This is a genomic window from Candidatus Vesicomyosocius sp. SY067_SCS001 (assembly GCF_014706615.1).
Lineage (GTDB): Bacteria > Pseudomonadota > Gammaproteobacteria > PS1 > Pseudothioglobaceae > Ruthia.
This window is the reverse complement of record NZ_CP054877.1, coordinates 156,648-183,208: the sequence shown is the minus strand read 5'-3', so window position 1 is coordinate 183,208 and position 26,561 is coordinate 156,648. Positions and strand designations below refer to the sequence as shown.

Here is a 26,561-nt window from a genome sequence, read left to right as displayed (position 1 = left end):
AATCTCTTTAAGTACTGCTAACATCAATTATTTGGCCTGCAGACACTTTTACCATTGCCTTTTTCCAATTTGGACGCGACCCAATCCTGCCCTTAAATATTTTTTTCTTACCTTTAACAATTAAAGTTGTTACATTTTCAACATTAACACCCAACAATATTTCAACTGCAGCTTTAATTTCTCTTTTAGAGCTATCCATACGAACCTTAAATGCATATTGATTATGCGCTGATAACGTGGTTATTTTCTCAGAAACGATAGGCATTAATAAGGTTTTTAATAGCTTTTCTTGATTCATAGCATTACCTCAATTTTTTTCAATGCCTGCTCAGTTACCACAACATTGTCATAACCAATCAAACTAACTGGATCAATACTTTGTGTATCACAAACACCAACATGGTATAAATTACGAGAAGATAAATAGAGATTCTCATCTAACTCATCTGTTATCAGTAAAGCATCTTTAACGTTAAGCACTTTAAGTAATGCGATAATATTTTTAGTTTTAGCTTTTTTAATATCAAATTCTTTCACTACTTTTAAACGTTCAGAACGAACTAGTTCAGAAAAAATAATACTAATTGCACCCTTGTACATTTTCTTATTCACTTTTTGTGCATAATTTCTTGGTTGTGTAGCAAACGTAACACCACCTGAACGCCAAATAGGACCACGAGTAGTACCAGCACGGGCACGACCCGTACCTTTTTGCGCCCAAGGCCTCTTACCACCGCCACTAACAGCAGAACGATTTTTTTGTGCCTTAGAACCTTGACGAGATCTAGACATATAAGCTGTAGTCACTTGATGGACCAATGCTTGATTAAAATCTCTTGCAAAAATAGTAGCATCCACCTCAATGGTATCTAAACTATTTAAACTTATATTTAATACTTTTAATTCCATCTTAAACCCTTACTTACATTTGCCTAGTCTGGTCAACTTCATTAGTTACTTGATTTTGAATATTTTTGCTAACTTCTTTATTAATCTTATCTTTCTTAGGTGACAATGAAACCTTAACAAAACCCTTAATCGCTCCAGGAATTGAGCCTTTAACAAGAATAACCCTTTTCTCACTATCTACTTTGACAACCTTAAGACATTCTTGTGTTACTTGCTCATTACCCATATGAGCAGCCATTTTCTTACCTTTAAATACACGACCTGGATCCTGACATTGTCCTGTAGAACCAATAGCGCGGTGAGAAACTGAATTACCATGAGTAGCATCTTGCATTTGGAAATTATGGAGCTTTACACCACCTTGGAACCCTTTACCTTTAGATTTACCTATAACATCAACATAATGACCAGCGCCAAATAACGAAATATCAATACTTGTTTCATTAGTTGTTTCATTACCTTCCAGTTTAAACTCCCAAAGCCCTAAACCAATTTCTTGAGAAGCTTTAGCGTAATGACCTTTAATCGCAGCAGAAACACGACGCACTTTAGCTTCGCCTTTTTTATTTACTTTCTTTCCTGTTGTTACTTGAATAGCCCTATAACCATCTATATCAATCGTTCTTGTTTGAACGATACGATTAGGTTCAATTTTAATCACACTTACTGGCATGATAGAACCATCATCGCTTATCAAGCGTGTCATTCCTATTTTTTGTCCTACTAAATCGATTGCCATGATTTTTTCCTAAATTATGTAGTACTTGCTTTGTTGCTTAATTAAGCTTAATCGCAACATCAACACCTGCTGCTAAATCTAACTTCATTAACGCATCTACTGTCTTGTCTGTTGGGCTAATAACATCCATTAATCTAACGTAGGTTCTTAATTCGTATTGATCTCTTGCTTTCTTATTAACATGAGGAGAAGTCAAGACAGTGAAACGTTCCTTCTTAGTTGGTAAAGGAATTGGACCTCTAACACTAGCCCCTGTACGCTTAGCTGTTTCTACAATTTCAACCGCTGATTTATCGATTAAACGATGATCAAATGCTTTTAATTTAATTCTAATATTTTGATTACTCATGTATCTTTATATCCTGTCTAATTTGCGTTGCAAATTTATCAAATAAAAAACGTAAAATTATACAATAAATCTTACCGCTTTAATTAACTTAATCCATCACTTTAGAAACTATACCAGCGCCTACTGTACGACCACCTTCTCTAATAGCAAATCTTAAACCATCTTCCATGGCTATTAGTGATAATAACTCTACTTTCATTTTCACATTATCACCTGGCATAACCATCTCTATACCATCAGGCAACTGACAAGCACCTGTAACATCTGTAGTTCTAAAATAGAACTGTGGACGATAATTGTTAAAAAATGGTGTATGACGACCACCTTCATCTTTGCTTAAAATATAAATTTCTGCTTCAAACTTTGAATGTGGTTTGATTGACCCTGGCTTAGATAATACTTGACCACGTTCAACTTCTTCACGTTTTGTACCACGAAGCAAGACACCAACGTTATCACCAGCCTCACCTGAAGCAAGTAATTTTCTAAACATTTCAACACCAGTACAAGTAGTGGTTTTAGTATCTTTAATACCAACAATTTCTAGCTCATCGCCAATATTAACAACACCTGCCTCAATACGACCTGTTACCACAGTACCACGACCTGAAATTGAAAATACATCCTCAATTGGCATAATGAAGGATTTATCCGTATCACGCTTAGGAGTTGGGATATAAGAGTCTAATGCGTCAACTAGCTTTAAGATAGAAGGAACACCAATGTCGGAAGTATCACCTTCTAAGGCTTTAAGTGCTGAGCCAAAAATAACTGGCGTATCATCACCTGGAAAATCATATTCATCTAATAGCTCACGAATTTCCATTTCAACTAATTCAACCAACTCCTCATCGTCAACCATATCAGCTTTATTCATATAAACAACTATATAAGGCACACCTACTTGTTTAGATAACAAAATATGCTCACGGGTTTGAGCCATTGGACCATCTGTAGCAGCAATTACAATAATAGCTCCATCCATTTGGGCAGCGCCTGTAATCATGTTTTTAATGTAATCAGCATGTCCTGGACAGTCAACATGTGCGTAGTGACGCATCTCACTTTCATACTCTACATGAGCTGTTGAAATGGTAATACCGCGTTCTCTTTCTTCAGGAGCATTATCAATATCTGTATAATCTTTGAATTCTCCACCACGAACTTCTGCCATTACTTTAGTTATGGCAGAAGTAAGTGTAGTTTTACCATGATCAACATGACCAATCGTGCCAACATTAACGTGTGGCTTGGTTCGTTCAAATTTTTCTTTTGACATTGTATGTTCCTTACTTAATTAATTTCTCAATTATTTCATCAGCTACATTTTTTGGTGCTGCTGTATATTTTGCAAATTCCATAGAATAATTTGCTCGACCTTGCGTAATTGAGCGCAAATCATTAGAATAGCCAAACATTTCCGCTAGTGGAACTTCTGCCTTGACTTGCTTACCTGCAGGCATATCTTCCATCGCACTAACAATACCACGACGTCTATTAATATCTCCCATTACATCACCCATATAGTCTTCAGGTGTTAAAACCTCTACTGCCATCATAGGCTCAAGTAATTGTGGATTGGCCATCTTAACACCTTCACTTAAACACTTACTAGCTGCAATTTTAAATGCAATTTCATTTGAATCAACATCATGATAAGAACCATCATAAACGGTTACTTTAATATCAACTAAAGGAAAACCGGCCAATACGCCATTTTCCATTTGTTCTTGAACACCTTTATTTACTGCAGGCATATACTCTTTAGGAATAACACCACCTTTAATTTCATCCACAAATTCATAACCAGTGCCTGGTTCTTGCGGTTCAATCCGCAAATACACATGACCATATTGACCACGACCACCAGATTGTTTGACGAATTTATGTTGATGCTCAACCATAGTTGTAATAGCTTCACGATAAGAAACTTGTGGTGCACCCACATTACATTCAACATCAAATTCACGAACCATACGATCAACAATAATATCTAAATGAAGCTCACCCATACCTGCAATAATAGTTTGGCCTGATTCTTCATCAGTTGACACACGAAAAGAAGGATCTTCAGCAGCCAATTTACCAAGAGCAATGCCCATTTTTTCTTGATCTGCTTTAGTTTTAGGCTCTACTGCTAATGCAATAACCGGCTCAGGAAATTCCATTCTTTCAAGAATGATTTTTTCTTTCATATCACACAAGGTATCGCCTGTCGTTACATCTTTAAGACCAATTGCTGCTGCAATATCGCCTGCACGAACCTCTTTAATTTCATCACGCTCATTGGAATGCATTTGTACCATACGACCAATACGTTCTTTTTTTCCTTTAGATGAGTTGTATACAAAATCACCTGCTTCTAATACACCTGAATATACGCGAAAAAAAGTTAAGTTACCCACAAATGGATCAGTAGCAATCTTAAATGCTAATGCAGCAAAAGGTTCATTATCATCGGCTTTTCTGGGAACGACTGTCTCATCTTTGTCATCTGATATACCTGTTATAGCATCCACATCTAATGGTGATGGCATATACATAATCATAGCATCTAACACAGCTTGTACGCCTTTATTCTTAAAAGCAGAACCACAAAACATTGGAATAATTTCACTTTTAATAGCTCGTAAACGAATACCTTTTTTAATATCATGGTTACTAAGCTTACTATCTTCAAGATATTTTTCCATTAACTCATCATTAGCCTCAGCAGCAGATTCAACCATAAATTCATATTGTTCTTTTGCTAAATCTTGTAGTTCTATAGGAATATCTCTTGTTTCATAAGTTGCACCTTGGTCAACTTCATTCCAAAAAATAGCTTTCATACTGATTAAATCTATCACACCTTCAAAACTTTCTTCTGCGCCAATTGCAATTTGCATTGGCACTGGATTACCGCCTAAACGTGTTTTAATTTGTTCACAAACACGTAAAAAATCCGCACCAGAACGATCCATTTTATTAACAAAACCAATTCTTGGTACATTATATTTATTGGCTTGACGCCAAACTGTTTCTGACTGAGGTTCTACACCACCAACTGCACAAAATACAGCACAAGCACTATCTAACACTTTCAATGAACGCTCAACCTCAATAGTAAAATCAACGTGGCCTGGAGTATCAATAATATTCACACGATGATCCTCAAATTGACCATCCATACCTTTCCAAAAACAAGTAGTTGCCGCAGAAGTAATAGTAATACCACGCTCTTGCTCTTGCTCCATCCAATCCATAGTTGCACTACCATCATGCACTTCACCAATTCTATGAGTACGGCCAGTATACAATAAGATGCGTTCTGTAGTGGTTGTCTTACCAGCATCAATATGAGCCATAATGCCAACATTACGATAACGATCAAGTGGGGTTATTCTTGCCATTCTTATTGTATCCTATGTATATTACTACCAGCGAAAATGAGCAAATGCTTTGTTTGCTTCTGCCATTCTATGAGAGTCTTCTTTCTTTTTAAATGCATTACCACGATTTTGTATAGCATCTAAAATTTCACCTGCTAGTCTAAGCTTCATACTTTTTGCACCACGTTTACGTGATGCTTCAATAATCCAACGCATTGCTAAAGCACTCTTACGCTCAGTTCTCACTTCAATTGGCACTTGATAAGTAGAGCCACCAACACGACGAGATTTAATTTCAACTTGAGGACCAATATTATCTAATGCTTGCTTAAATACTTCAATTGGTTGTGCATTACCCTTAGCTTCAATGGTATCTAAAGCTTCATATACAATTTTTTCTGCAACTGATTTCTTACCATCAAACATTAAAATATTAATAAACTTAGCCAATACCAAATCGCCAAATTTAGGGTCTGGTAAAATTTCTCTTTTAGGTGCAGATCTTCTTCTCATTTTATTTCTCTTATTTTAATTATTGTAATTACTTATTTTTTGGCTTTTTAGTACCGTATTTAGAGCGACCTTGCATTCTGCTATCAACACCTGTTGTATCTAATGCGCCACGAACTGTGTGATAACGAACACCAGGTAAATCTTTCACACGTCCACCACGAATAAGAATCACCGAATGTTCTTGTAAATTATGACCCTCACCGCCAATATAAGTCGTTACCTCATTAGCGTTGGTTAATCTAACACGAGCGACTTTCCTAAGTGCTGAATTAGGCTTTTTAGGAGTCGTCGTATATACACGAGTACAGACCCCGCGTTTTTGAGGACAACTATCTAATGCCGGAACGCCACTTTTAATAACTTTCTTTTTACGTGGGTTACGTACCAATTGGTTAATTGTTGACATGTTGCGATTCCTCCAAATTTCTCTAAAGTTTATAATTATATTTAAGCTATTGATCGTCTTTATGATTTTTCTTAAAGACAACAAAGCCAGGCATTATACTTTGTTAGAAGTAACTATGTCAACAAGATTTACAGAGAATATGTAACAAGCTTTTTTAATAAAAAACCACTAATCATATACTTATTCCACTCGTTGAGTAGATTAATTAACATGATATTTTTCAACGACTAATTTTGAGAAAATCTGTTGTTCACTAATTATAATAAGAATAAATATCAAAAAAATCCACTTCAAACAAACATCTAACATAGAATTTCTGCACTTATAACCTAAAAGGACTTACATTAGCAAGCTAAAAATATTATACCAACAAATAAAATTTATTTTCTCTTTACTAACAAGTCATATGTATTGATAAAATCATTGATATATTATATCAAATGTATTCATTAATCATGTCTAACTCATTATTACAATCTGCAAAAAATATAATTCTAGCTGAAGCCAAAGCCGTAACAATGTTAGCTGATAGTCTTGATCAAAACTTTATTGATGCTTGCCAATTAATCCAAAATTGTATTGGAAAAGTAGTATTAATAGGCATGGGTAAATCTGGACACATTGCAAGAAAAATTGCAGCAACACTTGCCTCCACAGGCACGCCAGCTTTTGCTGTTCATCCTGGTGAAGCAGGACATGGAGATTTAGGAATGATTACACAAGAAGATATTGTAATTACCATTTCTTATTCTGGTGAATCTAACGAAATTATGACCTTAATACCCATTATTAAGCACCTTGGTGTATTTATCATCGGCATGACAGGAAATGTAAACTCCTCAATTAGTAAAATTAGCGACGTACATCTTGATGTAAATGTTGAAAAAGAAGCTTGCCCACATAACCTAGCCCCAACCTCTTCAACTACAGTAGCATTAGTAATGGGAGATGCATTAGCAATTAGTTTGTTAACTAATAAAGGTTTTAGTGTGGATGATTTTGCCCGATCACATCCATCAGGTGCGCTAGGTCGTCGCCTGTTAACTTTTGTTAGTACCATTATGAAAACAGGTAATGATATACCTATAGTTAGTGCTGATATTAAATTACTAAATGCTTTATTGGTAATGAGTCAAAAAACCTTAGGTATGGTATTAATTACCGACAATAACACACTAAAAGGTATTTTTACGGATGGCGATTTAAGGCGAGTTCTTAAAACACATCCCAATATTCAAAACTTAACCGTTGGTGAAGTTATGACACATAATTGCCGATCAATTTCAGCAAATAAACCAGCCATAGTAGCAGTACAAATGATGGATAAGTTTAATATAAACTCATTACCAGTAGTTGATGATAATAACCAAATCCTTGGCGCTATTAATACCCACACTCTAATGCAAGCAAAAATTATTTAACCCGTGAATCACTCTATACCCCACCAAACTTCAATGAAAGAAATGAGTATTAAAATTAAAATAATGACTATTTTTTATAATCCATATTTAATGATTTTATAAAAAGTAAAGTTAACACTACATAATTTATGTTAACTAAGTAACGCTAATAAATAAAATATGATCCTAATCTAATGGCACAATATTTTTTATTTATCAAGTTATAAGTTCAACATAATGCACTATTATATTACCAATATAAGGATTTTTAATCATTTACTAAACTTAATTGAATAAGTTAATAGAACTATCTTATAGCACGCTATATTAATTTTTCCTTAAATAGATTTTAAATGTTAATATTCCATTAAAAATCAATAGAATATAACTTAAAAAATCAGCTTAGTTACCCCTACAAATATAAATGTATTATATTATGCTGAACATTAATCAAGATTAAAAAATTGAATCAATTATAACTTTTAATTTTTATTAGAATAAATTGATTTTTCTATAAAAAGGCTTAACTACCTCTAACATAAAATATAGCATTTATTTTTCTTATATAAACGAACTATTATTTCTTAAAATTTTCACCCATATCAATGTTTTCACAAACTTCACAATAGCGATTAACAATGCCTAGTTTTACCAAAAATATATATATTTTACATCCTACGCAAAAACCTAAAATTGATTCTAGCCACATAAATAACAAACATATCCACACCAAATTCAATGCCAACCAAGAAGGTACATAATTTTTATCAATAGGAATACTAGTGCCTAATAAGCCATTAATCCAAAATGCGACTATATCTGGATTAAAAAAGACAATACATACAGAGATAAAGGTCGCTCCCAATATCCAAGCACAACGTTTTGGACCAATAGGATTCCATTCAGGCTTCCTACCTAAAACTAAAAAACTTGATAATAAAATTGTAGGAGAAAATCGTGCACCAATAATTGACATTCCTAGTAACATTTCAAACAGAATATAAACTAATAATTTTGTTTGAAAAGAATATTCAAACACTTTTTTTATTGCCTCTACTTGATAAATAATATGATCATTCCAATCAGTCTCAAAAGTATCCACTGAGGTAGTATTAAGTACTACACTCCACGTTGAACCATACACTACTTCAATTAAGGTGAAAATCATATAAATTGGAATAATAAGTAAAATACCAGCACGAACACGAACAACATTATTATTAATGTATATAACCTCTTCTCCTAGATTTCGAAACCAAAGATTTTTAATAGTATCTTTTAGATTATCTAACACGTTACAATCAAAATAATTTTTATTAAAAAATTTAAATTAGTTTACCGCCATAGTTTTCAATACCTGGATTATTATTCACACCCTTAATAATTGGATGATTTATTTTAGTCAAATTAAGATGCTTATGTTTGCGTAAATAATCTGCTGCTACATCCCACATTAAACGACCATTACCAACACTATCAACCTGCGCCCATCCTGACACTCTATAAGATTTATTTTGATCAATAGCTGTTCCTTCATTATCTTTCATATTACTAATACGCTTACCAAGACTTGCTACTGGATCAATTGTATAATCCATACCCCCCATACGCACCATATCACCACCTGACTGTAAATATGGGTCTTGTACAAATAAATTCTCTGCAATACCTTCCAAAATTTCTTTCAGTTGAGAGCCTTTCATCTCATTCACATAAGTCTCACCATAAGTCATTGAGGTGTTAGTCATCAAATCTTCCATAGTCACATCATGCCCTGCTGGAACACTTGTACCCCAACGCACACCTGCTGACATTGAAAAATCTGCATTATATTCTTCACGTAGCGAATTAACTAGAACTTGATCCCAAGTTCCCATAAAATTACCACGACGATAAAGTGTTTGCTCAGTAGTACATAATTTTTCTGTCAAAATTGCATCGTAAGTCTTACCGATACGATCAGGGTTGTTTGACATTTTATCACTACGAGCTTCAACTACGTTCTTATCATATTTAGTAGTACGCATTTGATTAATAAACGACATCATATTAATATCAGGCTTAATAAGGTTAGTCAAAATAGGTAGCATTTTATATTCATAACCCATAACTTTATGATCTTTAATATTTAAATCCATTACCCCAACATATTTACCTGAACAACCAGCATTAGTTACAACAGTAACACCACCTGCGTTATTTACTTCAATTGGCTTGGGTATACCATCATGCGTATGACCACCAAAAATTGCATCAATGCCGCTAATACGTGATGCCATTTTAATATCAACATCCATGCCATTATGAGAAATCACAATAATAGCATCTGGTTTTTCATTTTTACGAATATCAGTAACTAACTCACTCATCTCATCTTCACGCAAACCAAAAGACCAATCTGGAAAGAAATATTTTTTCGGATTAGCATTTGAAGTCCTTGGAAAGGCTTGACCAATCACAGCAATACGATTACCACCTACATTTTTAACCACATAAGATCTAAATGGCAAAGCATCCTCTTCATTAAATAAACCATTTCCATCATATCGTTCAGTCATAGTGACATAACTATCTCCCATTAATGCATCCTCTACAATACGAACATTTTGACCTAAAAAGTTACCTTTAAAAAAGTTAATATTCTTTAATGTTTCTTCTTCTTTATAAGTAAATTCCCAATGACCAACCATGACATCTACTCCTAAAATATTACAAGCTTCAACCATATCAGCACCACGCGTCCAAAGTGACGTACCTGAACCTTGCCAAGTATCACCGCCATCTAAAGTCAGTGTATTTTGTACACCACCTGCACTTTCTCGTAATGAATCTAATACAGTTTTAATTTGAGCAAAACCACCGGTTTTACCGTATTTTGCTGCTAAATCTTCAAAATTATTATAAGTAAAAGCATAAGCATTAGCTGAACCTGCTTTAACACCAATCTGCTTAAGTAGATTATTACCTACCACATGTGGTAATTTCCCAAAAGTAGGGCCAAAACCTAGATTAACATTAGGCTCACGAAAATAATTAGGAAGCAAATTACCATGAGTATCAGTAATATGCAAAATACGGGCATTACCTGTTTTTGCTACCTCGTATCGATTATCTTGAGAAGATAACTTCTCTTTATCTGTACCATTACCACAACCACTAATCAATCCTACCGCCGAACCAGCACCTAATACCTTAATAAAATCTCTACGTGTTAATGCCATACTCTCCCCAAAAAAACTATTTATTAGATAAGATAATTAAAATTTTAACAGATTTATTAACCCATAAAGATACACTAAATAATAACATTATTATTAAAAAATCAGAAAAAAATCTTATAATACTAAAATATGAATATTTCTCAACTTTTGATCAACATTATACAAACTAAAATAGATATAGAAATAAAAGGTCTATGTCTTAACACTCAAAGCGCACAACCCGGAGACTTATTTATCGCTCTTCAAGGAAAGTCAACAAACGGTACCGATTATATAAAACAAGCAATTGATAAAGGCTGTGTTGCTATATTAGTTGACTCAAAAGAGATAGAATGTGCTATTCCATCTATTCGTATTAATAACTTACATAAATATTTACAAATACTGGCAAACACTTTTTATAATAACGCTACAAAAATTAATGTGATTGGGGTTACAGGCACAAATGGTAAAACTTCTGTTACTTACCTTGTTTCACAGCTTTTGGAGAAACTAGGGATCAAAAATGGTTTAATTGGCACTTTAGGGATTACTCATAATGAGCAAATTCACTTTAATACAACTCCAGATATTTTAACACTATACCGAGTATTACATCATTACTATCAACAAAACATTCACTATGCTGTAATTGAAATATCTTCACATGCGCTTGCTCAAAATAGAATTGCTGGACTTAATATTAAACAAGCAGTATTTACTAATCTTACTCAGGATCATCTTGATTATCATCACACACTTGATGAGTATCAAGCAACTAAGCAAAGATTATTCACTCTTAGTTGTGTCAAATCTGTCATTCTTAATCGAGATGATCATCATTATAAACACTTCCTAAAAGTTAGTAAAGGGAAAAAGCAAACTAGCTATTCTCTAAGTGATTTTAATTCAATTAAAATCATTCAACAAGGCTTCTTAGTACAATTAGATCATTATGTTTTTGAAATTCCATTTTTAGGTGAGTTTAATTTACTAAACATTCTAGCAACATTAAATAGTGTTGAAGCACTTGGATTTAAACGCAATAATATAATACCATTACTTTATCAACTATCAACACCACCTGGCAGAATGCAAAAAATTGACCACTATCATGCTTGGATAGATTATGCTCATACACCTAATGCTATTGAGAACGTCATCATAACTTTACAAAAACACTATCCAAACTTTAAAATTCGTATTGTCTTTGGTTGCGGTGGTAATAGGGATAGAAACAAACGTTCAAAAATGGGTAGAATTGCTTCAAAATTAGCAGATAGTATTATCTTAACCAATGACAATCCAAGATCTGAGAATCCACAAACCATTATTAATGACATATTAAGTGGTATTGACGATAGTTTCAAATTGGATATCATTAAAGATAGACAACTTGCTATTGAGACTACAATGACAACTCTTAAAAAAAATGAATGTTTACTAATTACTGGTAAAGGGCATGAAACAACACAACAATTATTTGATAAAATAATCTATCTGAATGATTTTCAAATTGCACAAAACAGCATTAAAGATATTTAATTTTTAGTTAAAAATCAACAAATAAAATTTCTAGATAAAAATATTTTTATATTAACAACCTATTATATGTATTTACATAAACACCATAGTTATTGTAAATTATACAAACTACTTGAGTACTATTTACTATAAAGGTTCTTTATTGAATGAAAATCTTAACAAGAAATATTTAACCATTTAAAAAATGCTAATTCAATATTAAATACAAAAAAACATGTCATAATTAACATGAACACTAAGAATGGAAGATAAATTCTATCAAAATCATCTCTATGTCTAAAATTGTCGTAGAATATTGAATGTATTGGTAAAAATCGATAAAAATTTTCAAATAGATGTTAGTTGTTTCTTTTAAGATATTTTATAATAGGAAGAACTAATCATAAACCTTATGCTACAAACTACTACAAGTACTATTGCTAAAGTATTAAAAATAGACTACTCTGTCAATGTTAAATTTAAAGGCATTTATACTGATACTCGAAAACGCATGGATGGCGCATTATTTATAGCTTTGGTTGGCGACAACTTTGATGCACATGACTATATCTATCAAGCACAACAAATGGGTGCAGTAGCAATCATTGCTAATAAATCTGTAGATAGTCAGTTACCAATATTAGTTGTGAATGATACACAAACTGCACTTAGTACAATTGCTAGTTGGCACCTCCAAAATATCAAACCTATTGTTATTGCTATTACAGGTAGTAATGGTAAAACTACTACCAAAAATATGCTAGCTAATATTCTAAGTTTACAAGCACCAACATTAAAAACTCAAGGCAATCTAAATAACCACTTAGGTGTTCCAATGACTTTATTGAAATTAGAAGAACAACACCAATATGCAGTGATCGAAATGGGAGCTAACCATTTAGGTGAAATTTCACATCTTCGTAAAATAGTTAATCCTGATATTGCTATTGTGACTAATACATTTGATGCACACATTGGTACATTCGGTGGATTTGATAATTTAGTCAAAGCCAAGGGTGAAATTTATTCAAACGACTCTAAAAATATTGTTAATACTCAAAGCATTTTTACAGGTGATGTTAGTTTTACCCCTCAAGAGAATACTAAAGTAAGTGGTAATAATGGTGATATTTTTGCTAGTAATATTATTAATAATAAGTTTGATTTAAACATTCATCAGCAAAAAATAGCAATCACACTTAACTTGATTGGTACGCACAATATTGATAATGCCCTAGCAGCTAGTGCCTGTGTATATGCATTAGGAATTGATATAAACCTAATCAAACAAGGTTTAGAAGCAACAAAAGCAGAACCTGGTAGGTTAGAAATTATCCATACTAAACAATTTAGAATTATTAACGATACTTACAATGCTAATCCATACTCGACTACTGTCGCTCTTAAAACCTTACAGAATTTTTCTGGAGAAAAAATTATTGTACTCGGTGCTATGGAAGAATTAGGCGATGATTCAGAAATATTCCATTTTAAAATTGGACAATTAGCAAAAAAATCTGCCAATAATTTTTATAGCTATGGAAAAATAGCGTTAAACTACTGTAGTATCCACTTCAAAAAAAAACAACAATTAGCTAACCATCTACTAAATAACCATACTAACGCTACTATATTAATAAAAGGTTCTAGAATAGCAAAACTAAATAAGTTAGTTGACTTACTAAAAAATAAGTTTAATTCACCTTGACCTTTAATTCAAATATAGAGATAATGACGCCCTTGATGCGCTCGTAGCTCAACTGGATAGAGTAATCGGCTACGAACCGATCGGTTGCAGGTTCGACTCCTGCCGAGCGCGCCATATCTTTTTCCGATACTTATCATAACAATCAACCCATGGTCACAATTCCAAACATTCTAACTCTGTCAAGAATTTTTCTAATTCCAGTGTTTGTAAGTTTATATTATTTTCAGCCTACCTACTCCATAACACCTGTTTTTACTTGGATTAATTTCTTACTTACAAGTACTTATGCACTCATTAGTGCAACGGATTATTTTGATGGATACTTAGCAAGAAAGTTAGATATGACCTCACAACTTGGTGCTTTTTTAGACCCGGTTGCAGATAAACTTATGGTCTCCACTGCACTAATTCTACTAGTAGATTTCTACCCAACTGATACACATTGGTATATTAGTGTTTGTGCACTTATTATTATTTCACGTGAAATTTTAATCTCAGCACTTAGAGAATGGATGGGAACTATTGGCCAAAGATCGAATATTAATGTTTCTTGGATAGGTAAAATAAAAACTTTTATGCAAATATTTGCTATTTTGTTTTTATTGTATCAACAGTCTTTTTTTGGGTTACCAAGTTTTAAAATCGGTGTTACTTTATTGTTAATAGCAACTTTTTTAACTTTATGGTCTGGATTTATTTATCTAAAAAAAGGAGCGCAAAACTTTTAATAATTAATGCCATATCTAACTTGACTATTATTTAAAAAACACTATAATTCATCACCTATTGCGGGAATAGCTCAGTTGGTAGAGCATCACGTTGCCAACGTGAATGTCGCGAGTTCGAATCTCGTTTCCCGCTCCAAGTTAAAAAGACTATATTCTCCCAAAAAAGGAATAACACAGGTCTTTATTATTTATCCGCTTGACAGATTTTTTAATGTGGCTGGGTAGCAAAGCGGTTATGCAGAGGCCTGCAAAGCCTTATAGACCGGTTCGACTCCGGTCCCAGCCTCCACCAAAAAAACTGCCAGCCTATACTCTTTACTATAATTTAAATATTTAAAAAAATGAGTTATTTTATTGTATTAAGACACAAACGCAGCGCATTAAGTTTAATAAATCCAGCAGCATCTTTTTGATTATATATACCATCATCATTCTCAAAGGTAACAATTTTTTCACTAAACAAACTATTCTTAGATTGACGACCTACGACAGTAACGTTTCCTTTATAAAACTTAAGACGAACAACACCACTAACAGTTTCTTGGGTTTTATCAATAGCAGCTTGTAACATTTCGCGCTCAGGCGCGAACCAGAAACCATTATAAACCATTTCAGCATATTTAGGCATAAGCTCATCTTTTAGGTGAGCAGCTGCACGATCAAGCGTGAGTGATTCCATGGCACGACGCGCCTTTAGCATAACAGTACCTGAAGGTGTTTCATAGCAACCCCTAGATTTCATACCAACAAAACGATTTTCCACAATATCATCACGACCAATACCATGCGCACCTGCACGTTTATTTAAATCTTCCATCACAGATGCAGGGCTCATTACTTTACCATTAATAGCTATTATATCTCCTTTTTTAAAAGTCATTTCTACATATTCTACCTTATCGGGTGCATTTTCAGGCGAAAGTGTCCAACGCCACATATCCTCTTCAGGTTCTGTCCAAGGGTCTTCTAAAATATTACCTTCATAAGAAATATGTAATAAATTTGCATCCATTGAATAAGGAGATTTTTTAGATTGTTTTTTGTAATCAATTTCAATGCCATGTTTTTGTGCATAATCCATTAAACTTTCACGTGAAGACAAATCCCACTCACGCCATGGTGCTATCACTTGAATATCTGCATTTAACGCATAAGCATTCAACTCAAAGCGAACTTGGTCGTTACCTTTTCCTGTTGCACCGTGACTAATTGCATCTGCACCCACTTGTTGAGCAATCTCTACTAAGCGTTTGGAAATAAGAGGACGAGCAATAGAAGTTCCTAATAAATACTCACCTTCATAAATAGCATTAGCACGAAACATAGGAAATACAAAATTACGTGCAAATTCTTCACGTAAATCTTCAATATAAATTTCTTTGACACCAGCAGCTTCTGCCTTGACACGTGCAGGCTCTACCTCTTCACCTTGACCAATATCAGCCGTGAAAGTAACTACTTCACACTGATAAGTATCTTGTAGCCATTTAACAATAATACTTGTATCTAATCCACCTGAGTAGGCTAATACCACTTTATTTATACTTGTTTTGTCCATTTTTTCTTTTAAGGCAAATACAACTTTAACCCATCTTTCTTTTTATAAATGAATATTTTGGTTAATAAAATTTAATCTTGTTAGTTTAATACTTCAACTTTCCACTCTCCTGTCCATATGTACCAAATATTTGTACCGACCACGCCAATATTTTAAACCAATTTAAGCTTTATCCTTATAAATTCAATAAAGCATAACCTTTCACCTATGAAATTACAGATACTATCAAGTAGTAATTTTTCCTAAAAAATTATTAACCTTTAGAGTCTACTTCTAATGACATTCCATCCTTAACCAATTCAGCAAAATAGCTATTAATAATATATAAAAACAAACATTAACCAAAAATCCTAGTGGTAATAAGTGGTATTTATACATAAACTAAAAACAGTTAATTCGATATATAAATCAACCTAGTTTTTATTTACTTCATTACCTTAATGAATGTATTTACTTATAAAAATATCTGATAAATACATAGTTTCTACATCACTAATTAAATAATATCTTTTCCTCATACAAAAGTCGAACAAAATATGACCCTGTAACTAATTAAATTTATCGCCCTAATTCAAGTCAATAATGAAACAATCTAGCGCCAGCTGTTGGAACATTTCATAATATAAGTATTGTAAACTTTATTCATATATATAATGACGAACTATTTTAAAATATTACCCATATCTTCGATCTCAAGTTTATACAAATAACAATACCAGTAATTATCGCATAAAAACTCCCACTGCATACATGTCTGTTATATCTTTTAACACTATATCTTCCCAAAAATTATAAATTAGCGATTAGATACAATAAAATACGCTTACCTTCTTTACTACCTTTACTAGTTGTTACGCTCGCCCAATAATACGCCTTGTTATAATCTACATGAATACCCACACCATTTATATACATTTTAGCTAGGATATTTTGAGACTGAGTATCACCTTGATTAGCAGCTTTATGTATTAATATAAATGCTACTCTATTTTCCTTGCGTACGCCCCAGCCCATACTCTTCTGATAGAGCATATTTAAATTATATTGAGCGATAGGATTACTTTGCTTAGCATTGAGAAATAACCCTTCTAAATTAACATGTGATTTAATATTATAACTAAGTGAACTAGCAATCTCACTTTGATTAGGGATAAGATTAGCTGCAACACTGTTAAATCTAACAGGCAAAATATCCTGTTTAGGAACCCCTACCGTAGGTGATGCAAAAGCCGCTATTGATTTCTCGGTATTTGTAGCAAAATGTATTGTATCTTTTTTCTGTCTATTTTGTACCTCTTTCTGTAATTTAGATTGTAATGTTTCTAACAAATTAAACGCTAACACATTTTTTTGATTAGCCGCTAATTCTAAATAATGAACAGCCATCTCTTTATCCATGTCTTGATCAAGAAAGCTTTTTCCTAATTGATATTGAGCTTTAGCATATCCCCCTTTTACAGCTTTAAGTAAATAAGTTTTGGCTAATACATCATTCTTAACAACAATCTCACCTTTATTGTAAATCAAATACAATTGATACTGAGACAATTGATGGCCTTTAGACGACAAATCAAGTAAAATAGCTAAAGCCTTTTTAATATCTTTATCAATACCGTTACCTATCAATTGCAATAATGCCAAATGATAGTACGCCTCTAAATAACCTTGTTCAGCTGATTTTTGATACCAATAAACAGCTTGTTTGTTATTTTTTTCAACACCATCACCATTCAAGTATAAGGTTGCTAAGTTATATTGCGCTTGTAGATGACCATTCTTTACTGCTTTTTTATACCAATTAAATGCTTGCTCCAAGTCTTTACCAATCCCTAAGCCATAAAAATAACTATTAGCTACATTAAATTGCGCACTTGCATAGCCCTTTTCAGCTACTTGCAAGTACCAATAAAAAGCAAGTTTGTTATCTTTTGTTACATTAATACCATTATAATACATTTTAGCTAAACTAAATTGCGACCTAGCATCACCACGCTTAGCTAATTTTTTTAATTTAGGTAATAATTGTTCAGCAGACAATAACGTATCTAACTGAGGTACATCTAGTTGATGAATAACTTGATTATCGTTAATGGATTGTAGAATTTGTAATGCTTGTATTGGTAAAGAAAATAAAAGAATAAGATAGATAAATTTAATCATAATTTTTTTAACTAATTAAAATTATGATTAAATCTTAATTTCATTAATTTGTGTTAATAATCTATTAATACCTATCGCTACTCCAGTACATTGAGGCAAAGGTTTACTAAGCTTAGACAGAAATGACACATCAATTTGAGATATAAGCTTACTAAATTGTTTACGCTTGTTATTTTCACATATAAAAACCTGTTGATACTCATCCTTAGTTTGTAATTCATCATAGCCATTTGCTACTTCAACGCCATTCAAATATAACTCAAAACGTTTAGCTACTTTATTTCTAACTTTAGCGAGTGTAGATTGTGACTTAGGATAATCATAAATAAAACATAATGGCAAGTTTTTTAATTTTGGTTCAACTAAATGAACAAATAATAACATTTGTAAATCTTCAATCCAAATAAAATCAGTACTTAACCCTAATTTTGAGGCGATTATTTTAAGTGAAACAATATCAGTATTTAAAATATCAATATTAGCATATTGACTAAAAACTTGAGCATAAGATAATTGATACACTTTATCTTGAATGCCTAACATTCTCAATAAATTAACCATATCAGCCATCAACTGATGAATATCAAAACCCAAACGATAGTATTCAAGCAGAGTAAATTCATTAAAATTTTGTTCACCATATTCATTATTACGAAATACTTGGCAAATTTGATAAATATCACCACTACCTTGGGCTAAAAGTTTTTTCATTTCTAACTCTGGGGAAGTATGTAAATACTGGGTACTTTGTATGCCAATATCAGCATTAATAGTAAGTGAAATACTATCAATATAAACATCACTAGTTGATGTGTTCTGTAGTATAGGTGTTTGAACTTCCAAAACTTCTTGTTCCCTAAAGAACTGTCTAATTTTTTGAATAATTATCTGTTTCTTAAAAAGAATATTTCGAATCATGAATAAAGAAACGAACCTAACTCATTCCAAAAATTTTTAGGTGGTGCAAGATAATATTATGCACGCCCTACATATTCATTAATACGTGTATCTACTTTTACTTTATCACCAATACTAACAAAAAGAGGTACTTGTAACACGACTCCTGTGTTCATTGTAGCCGGTTTACCACTTGTACCTACAGTATCGCCTTTTAAGCCTGGATCAGTATCAAACACTTCAAGTATAACATGATTAGGTGGTGTGATTGAAATAGGATTATTATTCCAAAGCGTAACTATACATATATCCTGCTCAACCAAATAACCCTTAACACCACTCACAATAGCACCATCAATACTATATTGTTCAAATGAATGTAAATCCATAAAATTCCATGTATTACCATCATTATAAAGATATTGTAAATCCAATTCCATCACATCAGCACCTTCTAAAAACTCACCAGACTTAAAGGTTTTAATGAGTGTTTTCCCAGTAATTAAATCTTTGAACTTAACTCGGTTAAATACCTGTCCCTTACCAGGCTTAACAATTTCATTATTAAGAATCGAACAAGGATTACTATCTAACATGAGTTTTAAGCCGTTTTTGAATTGGTTAATAGAATACTTATCCATTTTTAAAAATTTAAGAAATAAAACAATTTATTTTACGCAAATTTTATTTGTAAAATAGCCTCTGTATAACAATTATATAAATAATAACCTAAAAATAAACTACTCAAAAAAAGTAACAGAAATCTATTAAAAATAAATTTATTAGCCATTTTGTTAAACAACAGAATTTAAAATTATCATATCAATATTGAAACCATAATCAAAACCATTTTTACTAAATTTAAGTAATATTTTTTTAAACATAAACATTAATAACTTACTAATCATAAAATATATAGAACACGCCAAATTATTGCAGATATATAGAATTTTTATTCTAGAATTTAAACAAAGCGTTAAATCTTAATTAAGCTTTATAAGCTAAAAAGAATACTTAATTACATTGTATTTAGCTACAAGGAATATTTTAGTTGTTAAAATGGATAAATATGATTGTATTTACAATGCAGAAAACCAATTATAAAAATAGGTCTTAATGTTATTAAAAATTAATTTACTAATTCTGCTTGTTAGTAACTTTCTATTACAATATATAGACAAATCCTTAACAAAAAAATGATAGAGATTGTTTGTTTTTAAAATTATTAAAACTTTAAAAGAAAAGAGACCAAGAATATTTTTTTTAGAAAATGTATAATGAGAGATAAACTTATGCATATACACGAATACCAAGCTAAAACATTATTTAACCACAAACACATTCAAACCCCTAAAAGTGTTCTTATTTATAGTGTTACCCAAGCTAGTAATGCTTGCAAAACTTTAGGGGGTAGTATTTGGATTGTTAAAGCTCAAATTCATGCAGGAGGGCGTAGTAAGGGTGGTGGTGTTATTTTATGTCGTAGCATTGAAGAGGTTAAGAATGCATGTAGTCAATTATTAAACTCACAACTTATCACTCCACAAACAGATACTAAAGGATTGCCAGTTAGTCAGTTATTAATTGAAATATGGGAGAATATTAGACATGAATTATATCTTGGTTTGTTGATAGATAGACAAACGAAAAAAATCACTGTTTTAGCCTCTACTAAGGGTGGTATAGATATTGAAAAAGTTGCCAGAAAAACTCCTAACAAAATTATTAAATTTGGCATTAACCCACTGGGGCATTTATCTATACAAGATTGTACTTTTATAGCTAAAAAACTAGACCTTCACTTTAAAATTACTAAGCAGTTTAACAATATTCTTTTAGGTTTATATGAAATATTTACTCAAAAAGATGTCAATTTGATTGAAATTAATCCGCTTGTTATTACTAAAGAAAACAAACTACTAGCACTTGATGGAAAGATTGATTTTGATGATAATGCGCTTTATCGACATAAAGATATTATTGAGTTACGTGATATCTCTCAAGAAAATGAAAAGGAAAGGTTTGCTAATACACACCAGCTTAATTATATTTCACTTAATGGAACAATTGGTTGCATGGTGAATGGAGCAGGACTAGCAATGGCTACGATGGATTTAATTGAGCATTTTGGTGGATCGCCTGCTAATTTTTTAGATGTAGGAGGAGACACAACTGCTGACAGGGTTGCTAAAGCCTTTGAACTCATTCAAACAGAGGAAAATATTAAAGGTATATTAGTGAATATTTTTGGGGGCATTGTGCATTGTGATTTAATTGCACAAGGCATATTACAAGCAATTGAAAAAGTAAGATTGAACTTTCCAATTGTGGTACGCCTAGAAGGCACTAATGCCACTAATGGACTTAAATTACTAGATAAAGCAAATATGGTAAATATTCATACTGAATCTGATTTAAACAAAGCTACTATAAAAATTGTAAAACTAGCAAAGTGAGTATTCTAATTGATAAAAATACACGTGTTATTACACAAGGATTTACAGGAAAACAAGGAACATTTCACTCTAAACAATCCATTATTTATGGCACACAAATTGTTGGTGGAGTAACGCCAAACAAAGGCGGACAAAGACATTTGAACTTACCTGTTTTTAACACAACTAAAGAGGCCATAAATGAAACACGAGCTAATGCTAGCATAATTTATGTACCGCCACGCTTTGCTTATGCCTCAATACTTGAAGCCATTGAGACTAATATTCCTGTGATTGTTTGTATCACAGAAGGTATTCCCGTACAGGATATGCTTAAAATTAAAGCTATTTTAAAAAAATCAGATTCAATTCTGATTGGTCCTAATTGTCCAGGTGTTATTACACCTGATGAATGCAAATTAGGGATTATGCCCGGTAATATTCATCAAGCTGGCAATGTTGGAGTGATATCACGCTCAGGTACATTAACCTATGAAGCCGTACATCAAACTACATTAGCAGGATTAGGGCAAAGCACCTGTATTGGAATTGGTGGTGATCCCATCCAAGGGATGGATTTTATTGACTGTCTAGCTCTATTTGAAGCAGACTCACAAACCAAATCTATAGTTATGGTAGGTGAAATTGGTGGATCAGCTGAAGAGGAGGCAGCAGAATATATTCAATCTAACGTCTCTAAACCTGTGGTTTCTTATATTGCAGGTTTAAATGTACCACAAGGCAAACGTATGGGACATTCTGGTGCAGTTATTAGTGCTGGCACTGGCAAGGCGATCGATAAAATCAAAGCCTTAAGAAAAGTCGGTGTAGCAATTGCGCCAACACCCACAAGTATTGGTAAAACATTACTTGAAATATTAGCATGAAAAAGCCAATTATTGTACTAGGAATTGGAGAATTGGGAAGTATTTTCTCTCGTGCTTTTTTAAAGAATAATTATCCTGTTTATCCTATCACCAGACAAACAAATATTGACGAATTAGCCAATACCATCAATCCAGAACTTGTCTTAATCTGCACAGCAGAAGTTGATTTACAAAATGCACTACTTTCCACTCCTAATAAATGGAAAGATAGAATTACCATGATACAAAACGAACTCTTACCTCGTGATTGGAAAACTCACAACTTTATAGACCCTACTGTAATTTCAGTCTGGTTTGAAAAAAAAAAAGGAACAGATCCTAAAATATTAATTTCATCTCCATCCTATGGTAAAAAAGCAAAAATTCTAGTTGATTCTTTGGCTTTGATTAACATCCCTTCTCATATTCTTAATTCCAAAGAAGAATTATTATTTGAGTTGGTATTAAAAAATCTTTATATCTTAACCACTAATATTGTAGGTTTAGTCATTAACTCAAATGCCAATATTAACGATTTACGTAATAAACACTCAAACTTAATGAGCAATGTATCAAATGATATCATAGCCCTACAAACCAAACTTACTGGACAAACCTTTGATGAAAAAAAATTAGACCAAGGTATGGTAAAGATATTTGAAAGTGACTTAGAACATAGATGCATGGGAAGATCTGCACTTACAAGACTAAAACGCACACTTGAATTAGCAAAAGAATTTAACTTATCTGTACCAACTTTAAAAAAGATTGCAAATAAATACGTTTAATCATCTATTTGATAAAGACTTACGCAATATTTTTCTCTAAAACTAGCAAACTAAAACTTCTTAGACTTCTTCAATAAATTTTTTACCTATAAAAATACCTAAACTACAAAATATTATGCATAAATTTTTTATAAAAAGCTCAAAATCTAGATTAATATTACTTATTTTTCAAACTATAATTTTCAAACTATAAAATATCTAATGATATTTAGTCTTTAAATATTAATTATAGGGCTTTTCTAACTAAATTAAATAACTATTTTTTAAAAATATACTATTAAACTAGTATCAATACATTACTAAAATAGATAATGATAATTCTATCAACATGAAAATAACTTAATATTAACTTCTTAAGAATATCAACAATTCTAAAACACATCAGCTTTTTCATTCACTAAATTATTTAGTATATACCTTAACCTAATAGGTTTCACTAAATTAAATTCCTAGAGTAATTCATATATTTTCATAAATCATTATTTTTTTCCAAAAGCATGGCATCGCCATAAGAGAGAAATTTATATTTTTGCTCAATAGCATGTTGATAAAGATCAAGCATTTTATCACGTCCGATAAAAGCACTTACTAACATTAATAATGAAGATTTTGGTAAATGAAAATTAGTAATCAAACTATCCACAATTCTAAACTGATAACTGGGGTAGATAAAAATATCAGTCTCACCACTCTGGGCAATAAGTTTACCATTTTTCATACTAGACTCTAAAACCCTTACAGTAGTTGTTCCAACTGCAATAATACGTCCACCATTTGCTTTAGTTAGATTAATTCTATCAACAGTTACTTGGCTAATTTCAAACATTTCACTATGCATTATATGGTTTTTAATATTATCAGTTCTAATAGGAGTAAATGTACCTGAACCAATATGTAATGTAACAAATAAATGATCTATGCCTTGTATTTTTAATTGTGCTAATAAACTATCATCAAAATGTAGACCTGCTGTTGGAGCTGCCACTGCACCGTCTTTTTGTGCATAAACAGTTTGATAACGACTTAAATCTTGTATATTATCTGTTCTTTTAATATAATGAGGTAGTGGAATATGGCCGATATTATTAAGCACATCAAACAAGGAGTCGGTTTCAAATGTCAGTATATAAAAACCATTATCTTTTTGAGATACTATTATATTAACATCGTTTTCTAAGAAAATACAATTACCAATCTTAGGTGCTCTACTAGCTTTAATCATTGCAAGTACTCGGTTTTCATCCAAGATACGTTCAATCATAATTTCAACTTTACCACCCGTTTCTTTTGTTCCAAATAAGCGTGCAGGAATAACTTTTGTATTATTCATTATCAATAAGTCACCTGATTGAAAAAAATCACCAATTTGGGTAAATTGTACATCTATAATGCTTGATCTTTTGATCAAAAGTCGTGAATCTGTTCTGTTTTTAGGTGGATACTGAGCAATAAGAGAAGCTGGTAAATCAAAATCAAAATCTTTTAATTGCATGATTTTTTGCTAAGTACACAAGGTTCATTTAGTAATTCTAAGACTTGATAAGTTGCAGTAACAATGGCACGTGGGGTGATAGTTGCACCAGTAAAGGTGTCAAATATACCACCATCTCGTTTTACTTTCCAATTTTTCTTAACTGGATTTAAAAGGGAAAGACCAAAAAATTGTTCAATCCAATTTGATTTCTTCAGCTCTATTTTATCACCTAAACCTGGGGTTTCTTTATGCATTATAACACGGACACCCAGGAGCTTTTTGTCAATACCAACACCTGTTAATAAACGAATATCCCCATTATAACCATTAGGATAAGTGTGTTCAATCAAATAGGAAAATATCTTATGGTTCTTTTTTACTGGATAAATATTAATTTTTTGTACTACACCATGTAATTTAAGTGTTTTAGAATATTTATCTGCTAGTATATCATTACTATAACCACTAACCAATTCACCTAAACGTTGGATTAGTAATTGCTTTTCATTATAAATAATAATATCCTTAGTCTTGATTTCTGTAAGCGAAACAAAAAATATACTCACTACTGTGAATACAAATAATAGAGATCCTGACTTTAAAATAGCACGAAACATTATTGCCCAAATACCTTAGGTTGTGTATAAACATCAATCAATGGTACAGTCATATTCATTAACAGTACAGCAAAAGCAATCCCATCAGGATAACCACCAAAAGTACGGATAATAACGATGAGTACTCCAATTAGAAAGCCATAAATTATTCTACCCTTTAACGTTGTACTAGCTGAAACTGGATCGGTTGCAATAAAAAATGCACCCAACATTGTACCACCTAATATAATATGATTTTGCATAGGTATATATAAATCTACATTACTTATCCACAACAACACTGAAGTTATCACAATACCTACTAAAAACGAAACAGGAATATGCCAAGAAATAATCTTTCTAAATAATAAATACAGTCCTCCAAAAAAGAACCCTACATTAATCCATGCCTGTGAAGGGAAATGTATTTCTAATTGTTGAATTGAGCTTGATAATGATAAACTATTCTTTATTTCATCTAGTTTAGTTGCACCACTAATTGCATCAATATTACTTAAATTAAACACTACCTCTAGGGCTTGATTAAAACTTAAAAAATTAATTGGCCAAGTGCTCATTTGTAATGGATAAGAAATCAGCAAAAATACATACCCTAACATGGCTGGATTAAATAGATTATTACCCAAACCACCGTATAATTGCTTGCCAAAAATAATCGCAAAACTTACTCCTACTATTATCACCCACCATGGTGCAATACTAGGAATAGAGATAGCTAATAAGATTGCTGTGAGTATTATCGAACCATCACTAATTGAGCTAATAATATCACGTCCTCTAAGTGCTAAAAATGCTGATTCAACTGCAACAGCTGTTATCACCCCTAGCATTATTTGTAATACAATACCCCAACCGAAGAAATAATAAGATACAACTATACCTAACGATAATGCATAAATCACTTGACGCATCATCCATG

General features: G+C 32.1%; 24 protein-coding genes and 3 tRNA genes. 10 read left to right on the top strand and 17 right to left on the bottom strand.

The genetic code is table 11. From position 1 onward, the window contains the following. Nucleotides 1-7 precede the first annotated feature (7 nt). The 8 genes from rplW to rpsL all read right to left on the bottom strand — a co-directional run bounded on the left by rplW (nt 8) and on the right by rpsL (nt 6,287). Nucleotides 8-298, bottom strand: a complete 291-nt coding sequence (gene rplW, locus HUW60_RS00840) for a 50S ribosomal protein L23 (protein WP_190600562.1) — start codon at nt 296-298, stop codon at nt 8-10. After that, nucleotides 295-909 (bottom strand): 50S ribosomal protein L4, encoded by a 615-nt coding sequence (gene rplD / locus HUW60_RS00835; RefSeq protein ID WP_190600561.1) that lies wholly within the window; start codon nt 907-909, stop codon nt 295-297. Before rplD ends, rplW begins: the two co-directional genes overlap by 4 nt. Nucleotides 910-922: 13 nt before the next feature. Beyond that, nucleotides 923-1,648 (bottom strand): 50S ribosomal protein L3, encoded by a 726-nt coding sequence (gene rplC, locus HUW60_RS00830; protein ID WP_190600560.1) that lies wholly within the window; start codon nt 1,646-1,648, stop codon nt 923-925. Between the two features lie 37 nt (nt 1,649-1,685). Further along, nucleotides 1,686-1,997 (bottom strand): 30S ribosomal protein S10, encoded by a 312-nt coding sequence (rpsJ, locus tag HUW60_RS00825; protein WP_011929568.1) that lies wholly within the window; start codon nt 1,995-1,997, stop codon nt 1,686-1,688. An 88-nt stretch (nt 1,998-2,085) separates the two neighbouring features. Further along, nucleotides 2,086-3,276, bottom strand: coding sequence for an elongation factor Tu (tuf, locus tag HUW60_RS00820; RefSeq protein ID WP_190600559.1), 1,191 nt, complete (start codon nt 3,274-3,276; stop codon nt 2,086-2,088). A 10-nt stretch (nt 3,277-3,286) separates the two neighbouring features. Further along, on the bottom strand, nt 3,287-5,389 hold the full coding sequence (gene fusA / locus HUW60_RS00815) for an elongation factor G (RefSeq protein ID WP_190600558.1): 2,103 nt from the start codon (nt 5,387-5,389) through the stop codon (nt 3,287-3,289). Between the two features lie 24 nt (nt 5,390-5,413). Continuing rightward, a complete protein-coding gene (gene rpsG / locus HUW60_RS00810; RefSeq protein WP_190600557.1) occupies nt 5,414-5,881 on the bottom strand; it encodes a 30S ribosomal protein S7 in 468 nt (155 codons plus the stop codon). 28 nt (nt 5,882-5,909) lie between these two features. Beyond that, nucleotides 5,910-6,287 (bottom strand): 30S ribosomal protein S12, encoded by a 378-nt coding sequence (gene rpsL / locus HUW60_RS00805; protein ID WP_190600556.1) that lies wholly within the window; start codon nt 6,285-6,287, stop codon nt 5,910-5,912. Nucleotides 6,288-6,742: 455 nt separating this feature from the next. On the opposite strand from rpsL, the gene HUW60_RS00800 reads away from it, so the two are divergent. After that, nucleotides 6,743-7,708, top strand: a complete 966-nt coding sequence (locus tag HUW60_RS00800) for a KpsF/GutQ family sugar-phosphate isomerase (protein ID WP_238924496.1) — start codon at nt 6,743-6,745, stop codon at nt 7,706-7,708. Between the two features lie 556 nt (nt 7,709-8,264). Here the strand turns inward: HUW60_RS00800 and HUW60_RS00795 are convergent. Together HUW60_RS00795 and HUW60_RS00790 are read right to left on the bottom strand one after the other, a co-directional pair. Further along, on the bottom strand, nt 8,265-8,981 hold the full coding sequence (locus tag HUW60_RS00795) for a DUF4395 domain-containing protein (RefSeq protein WP_190600554.1): 717 nt from the start codon (nt 8,979-8,981) through the stop codon (nt 8,265-8,267). Between the two features lie 31 nt (nt 8,982-9,012). After that, a complete protein-coding gene (locus tag HUW60_RS00790) occupies nt 9,013-10,908 on the bottom strand; it encodes a 5'-nucleotidase C-terminal domain-containing protein (protein WP_190600553.1) in 1,896 nt (631 codons plus the stop codon). A gap of 129 nt (nt 10,909-11,037) precedes the next feature. Between HUW60_RS00790 and HUW60_RS00785 the strand changes: the two genes are divergently transcribed. From HUW60_RS00785 to HUW60_RS00760, 6 genes are all read left to right on the top strand, one after another. Next, nucleotides 11,038-12,432 (top strand): UDP-N-acetylmuramoyl-L-alanyl-D-glutamate--2,6-diaminopimelate ligase, encoded by a 1,395-nt coding sequence (locus tag HUW60_RS00785; RefSeq protein ID WP_190600552.1) that lies wholly within the window; start codon nt 11,038-11,040, stop codon nt 12,430-12,432. A gap of 391 nt (nt 12,433-12,823) precedes the next feature. After that, nucleotides 12,824-14,119, top strand: coding sequence for a UDP-N-acetylmuramoyl-tripeptide--D-alanyl-D-alanine ligase (locus HUW60_RS00780; protein WP_190600551.1), 1,296 nt, complete (start codon nt 12,824-12,826; stop codon nt 14,117-14,119). Nucleotides 14,120-14,156: 37 nt separating this feature from the next. Next, nucleotides 14,157-14,233: transfer RNA gene (locus tag HUW60_RS00775), tRNA-Arg, on the top strand. A gap of 35 nt (nt 14,234-14,268) precedes the next feature. Then, nucleotides 14,269-14,847 carry a CDP-diacylglycerol--glycerol-3-phosphate 3-phosphatidyltransferase gene (pgsA, locus tag HUW60_RS00770; RefSeq protein WP_190600550.1) on the top strand — a complete coding sequence of 193 codons (579 nt, stop codon included), beginning with the start codon at nt 14,269-14,271 and terminating at the stop codon, nt 14,845-14,847. A 60-nt stretch (nt 14,848-14,907) separates the two neighbouring features. Beyond that, nucleotides 14,908-14,983, top strand: a tRNA-Gly gene (locus tag HUW60_RS00765). A gap of 79 nt (nt 14,984-15,062) precedes the next feature. After that, nucleotides 15,063-15,136: transfer RNA gene (locus tag HUW60_RS00760), tRNA-Cys, on the top strand. A 57-nt stretch (nt 15,137-15,193) separates the two neighbouring features. On the opposite strand, the gene HUW60_RS00755 is transcribed toward HUW60_RS00760, so the two are convergent. From HUW60_RS00755 to efp, 4 genes are all read right to left on the bottom strand, one after another. After that, entirely contained in the window at nt 15,194-16,405 is a 1,212-nt protein-coding gene (locus HUW60_RS00755; RefSeq protein ID WP_190600549.1) for an argininosuccinate synthase, read from the bottom strand. 789 nt (nt 16,406-17,194) lie between these two features. Beyond that, entirely contained in the window at nt 17,195-18,565 is a 1,371-nt protein-coding gene (locus tag HUW60_RS00750) for a tetratricopeptide repeat protein (RefSeq protein WP_190600548.1), read from the bottom strand. A 27-nt stretch (nt 18,566-18,592) separates the two neighbouring features. Beyond that, nucleotides 18,593-19,483 carry an EF-P lysine aminoacylase EpmA gene (gene epmA, locus HUW60_RS00745; protein WP_190600547.1) on the bottom strand — a complete coding sequence of 297 codons (891 nt, stop codon included), beginning with the start codon at nt 19,481-19,483 and terminating at the stop codon, nt 18,593-18,595. 56 nt (nt 19,484-19,539) lie between these two features. Then, a complete protein-coding gene (efp, locus tag HUW60_RS00740) occupies nt 19,540-20,103 on the bottom strand; it encodes an elongation factor P (protein WP_190600546.1) in 564 nt (187 codons plus the stop codon). A 651-nt stretch (nt 20,104-20,754) separates the two neighbouring features. Between efp and sucC the strand changes: the two genes are divergently transcribed. The 3 genes from sucC to HUW60_RS00725 are packed head-to-tail and all read left to right on the top strand — an operon-like array spanning nt 20,755 to nt 23,551. Further along, nucleotides 20,755-21,918: an ADP-forming succinate--CoA ligase subunit beta gene (gene sucC / locus HUW60_RS00735; RefSeq protein ID WP_190600856.1), complete on the top strand. Its 1,164-nt coding sequence runs from the start codon at nt 20,755-20,757 to the stop codon at nt 21,916-21,918. Beyond that, the gene (sucD, locus tag HUW60_RS00730; protein ID WP_190600545.1) at nt 21,915-22,784 is read left to right on the top strand and encodes a succinate--CoA ligase subunit alpha; all 870 of its coding nucleotides are present in this window, start codon (nt 21,915-21,917) and stop codon (nt 22,782-22,784) included. The genes sucC and sucD overlap by 4 nt, the downstream gene beginning before the upstream one ends. After that, entirely contained in the window at nt 22,781-23,551 is a 771-nt protein-coding gene (locus tag HUW60_RS00725) for a hypothetical protein (protein WP_190600544.1), read from the top strand. The genes sucD and HUW60_RS00725 overlap by 4 nt, the downstream gene beginning before the upstream one ends. A 469-nt stretch (nt 23,552-24,020) precedes the next feature. Here the strand turns inward: HUW60_RS00725 and queA are convergent, their stop codons facing one another. The 3 genes from queA to HUW60_RS00710 are packed head-to-tail and all read right to left on the bottom strand — an operon-like array spanning nt 24,021 to nt 26,556. Continuing rightward, nucleotides 24,021-25,043: a tRNA preQ1(34) S-adenosylmethionine ribosyltransferase-isomerase QueA gene (queA, locus tag HUW60_RS00720; protein WP_190600543.1), complete on the bottom strand. Its 1,023-nt coding sequence runs from the start codon at nt 25,041-25,043 to the stop codon at nt 24,021-24,023. Beyond that, entirely contained in the window at nt 25,034-25,642 is a 609-nt protein-coding gene (locus HUW60_RS00715; RefSeq protein WP_190600542.1) for an RnfABCDGE type electron transport complex subunit G, read from the bottom strand. Before HUW60_RS00715 ends, queA begins: the two co-directional genes overlap by 10 nt. After that, nucleotides 25,642-26,556 carry an RnfABCDGE type electron transport complex subunit D gene (locus HUW60_RS00710; protein ID WP_238924529.1) on the bottom strand — a complete coding sequence of 305 codons (915 nt, stop codon included), beginning with the start codon at nt 26,554-26,556 and terminating at the stop codon, nt 25,642-25,644. Before HUW60_RS00710 ends, HUW60_RS00715 begins: the two co-directional genes overlap by 1 nt. Nucleotides 26,557-26,561 lie beyond the last annotated feature (5 nt).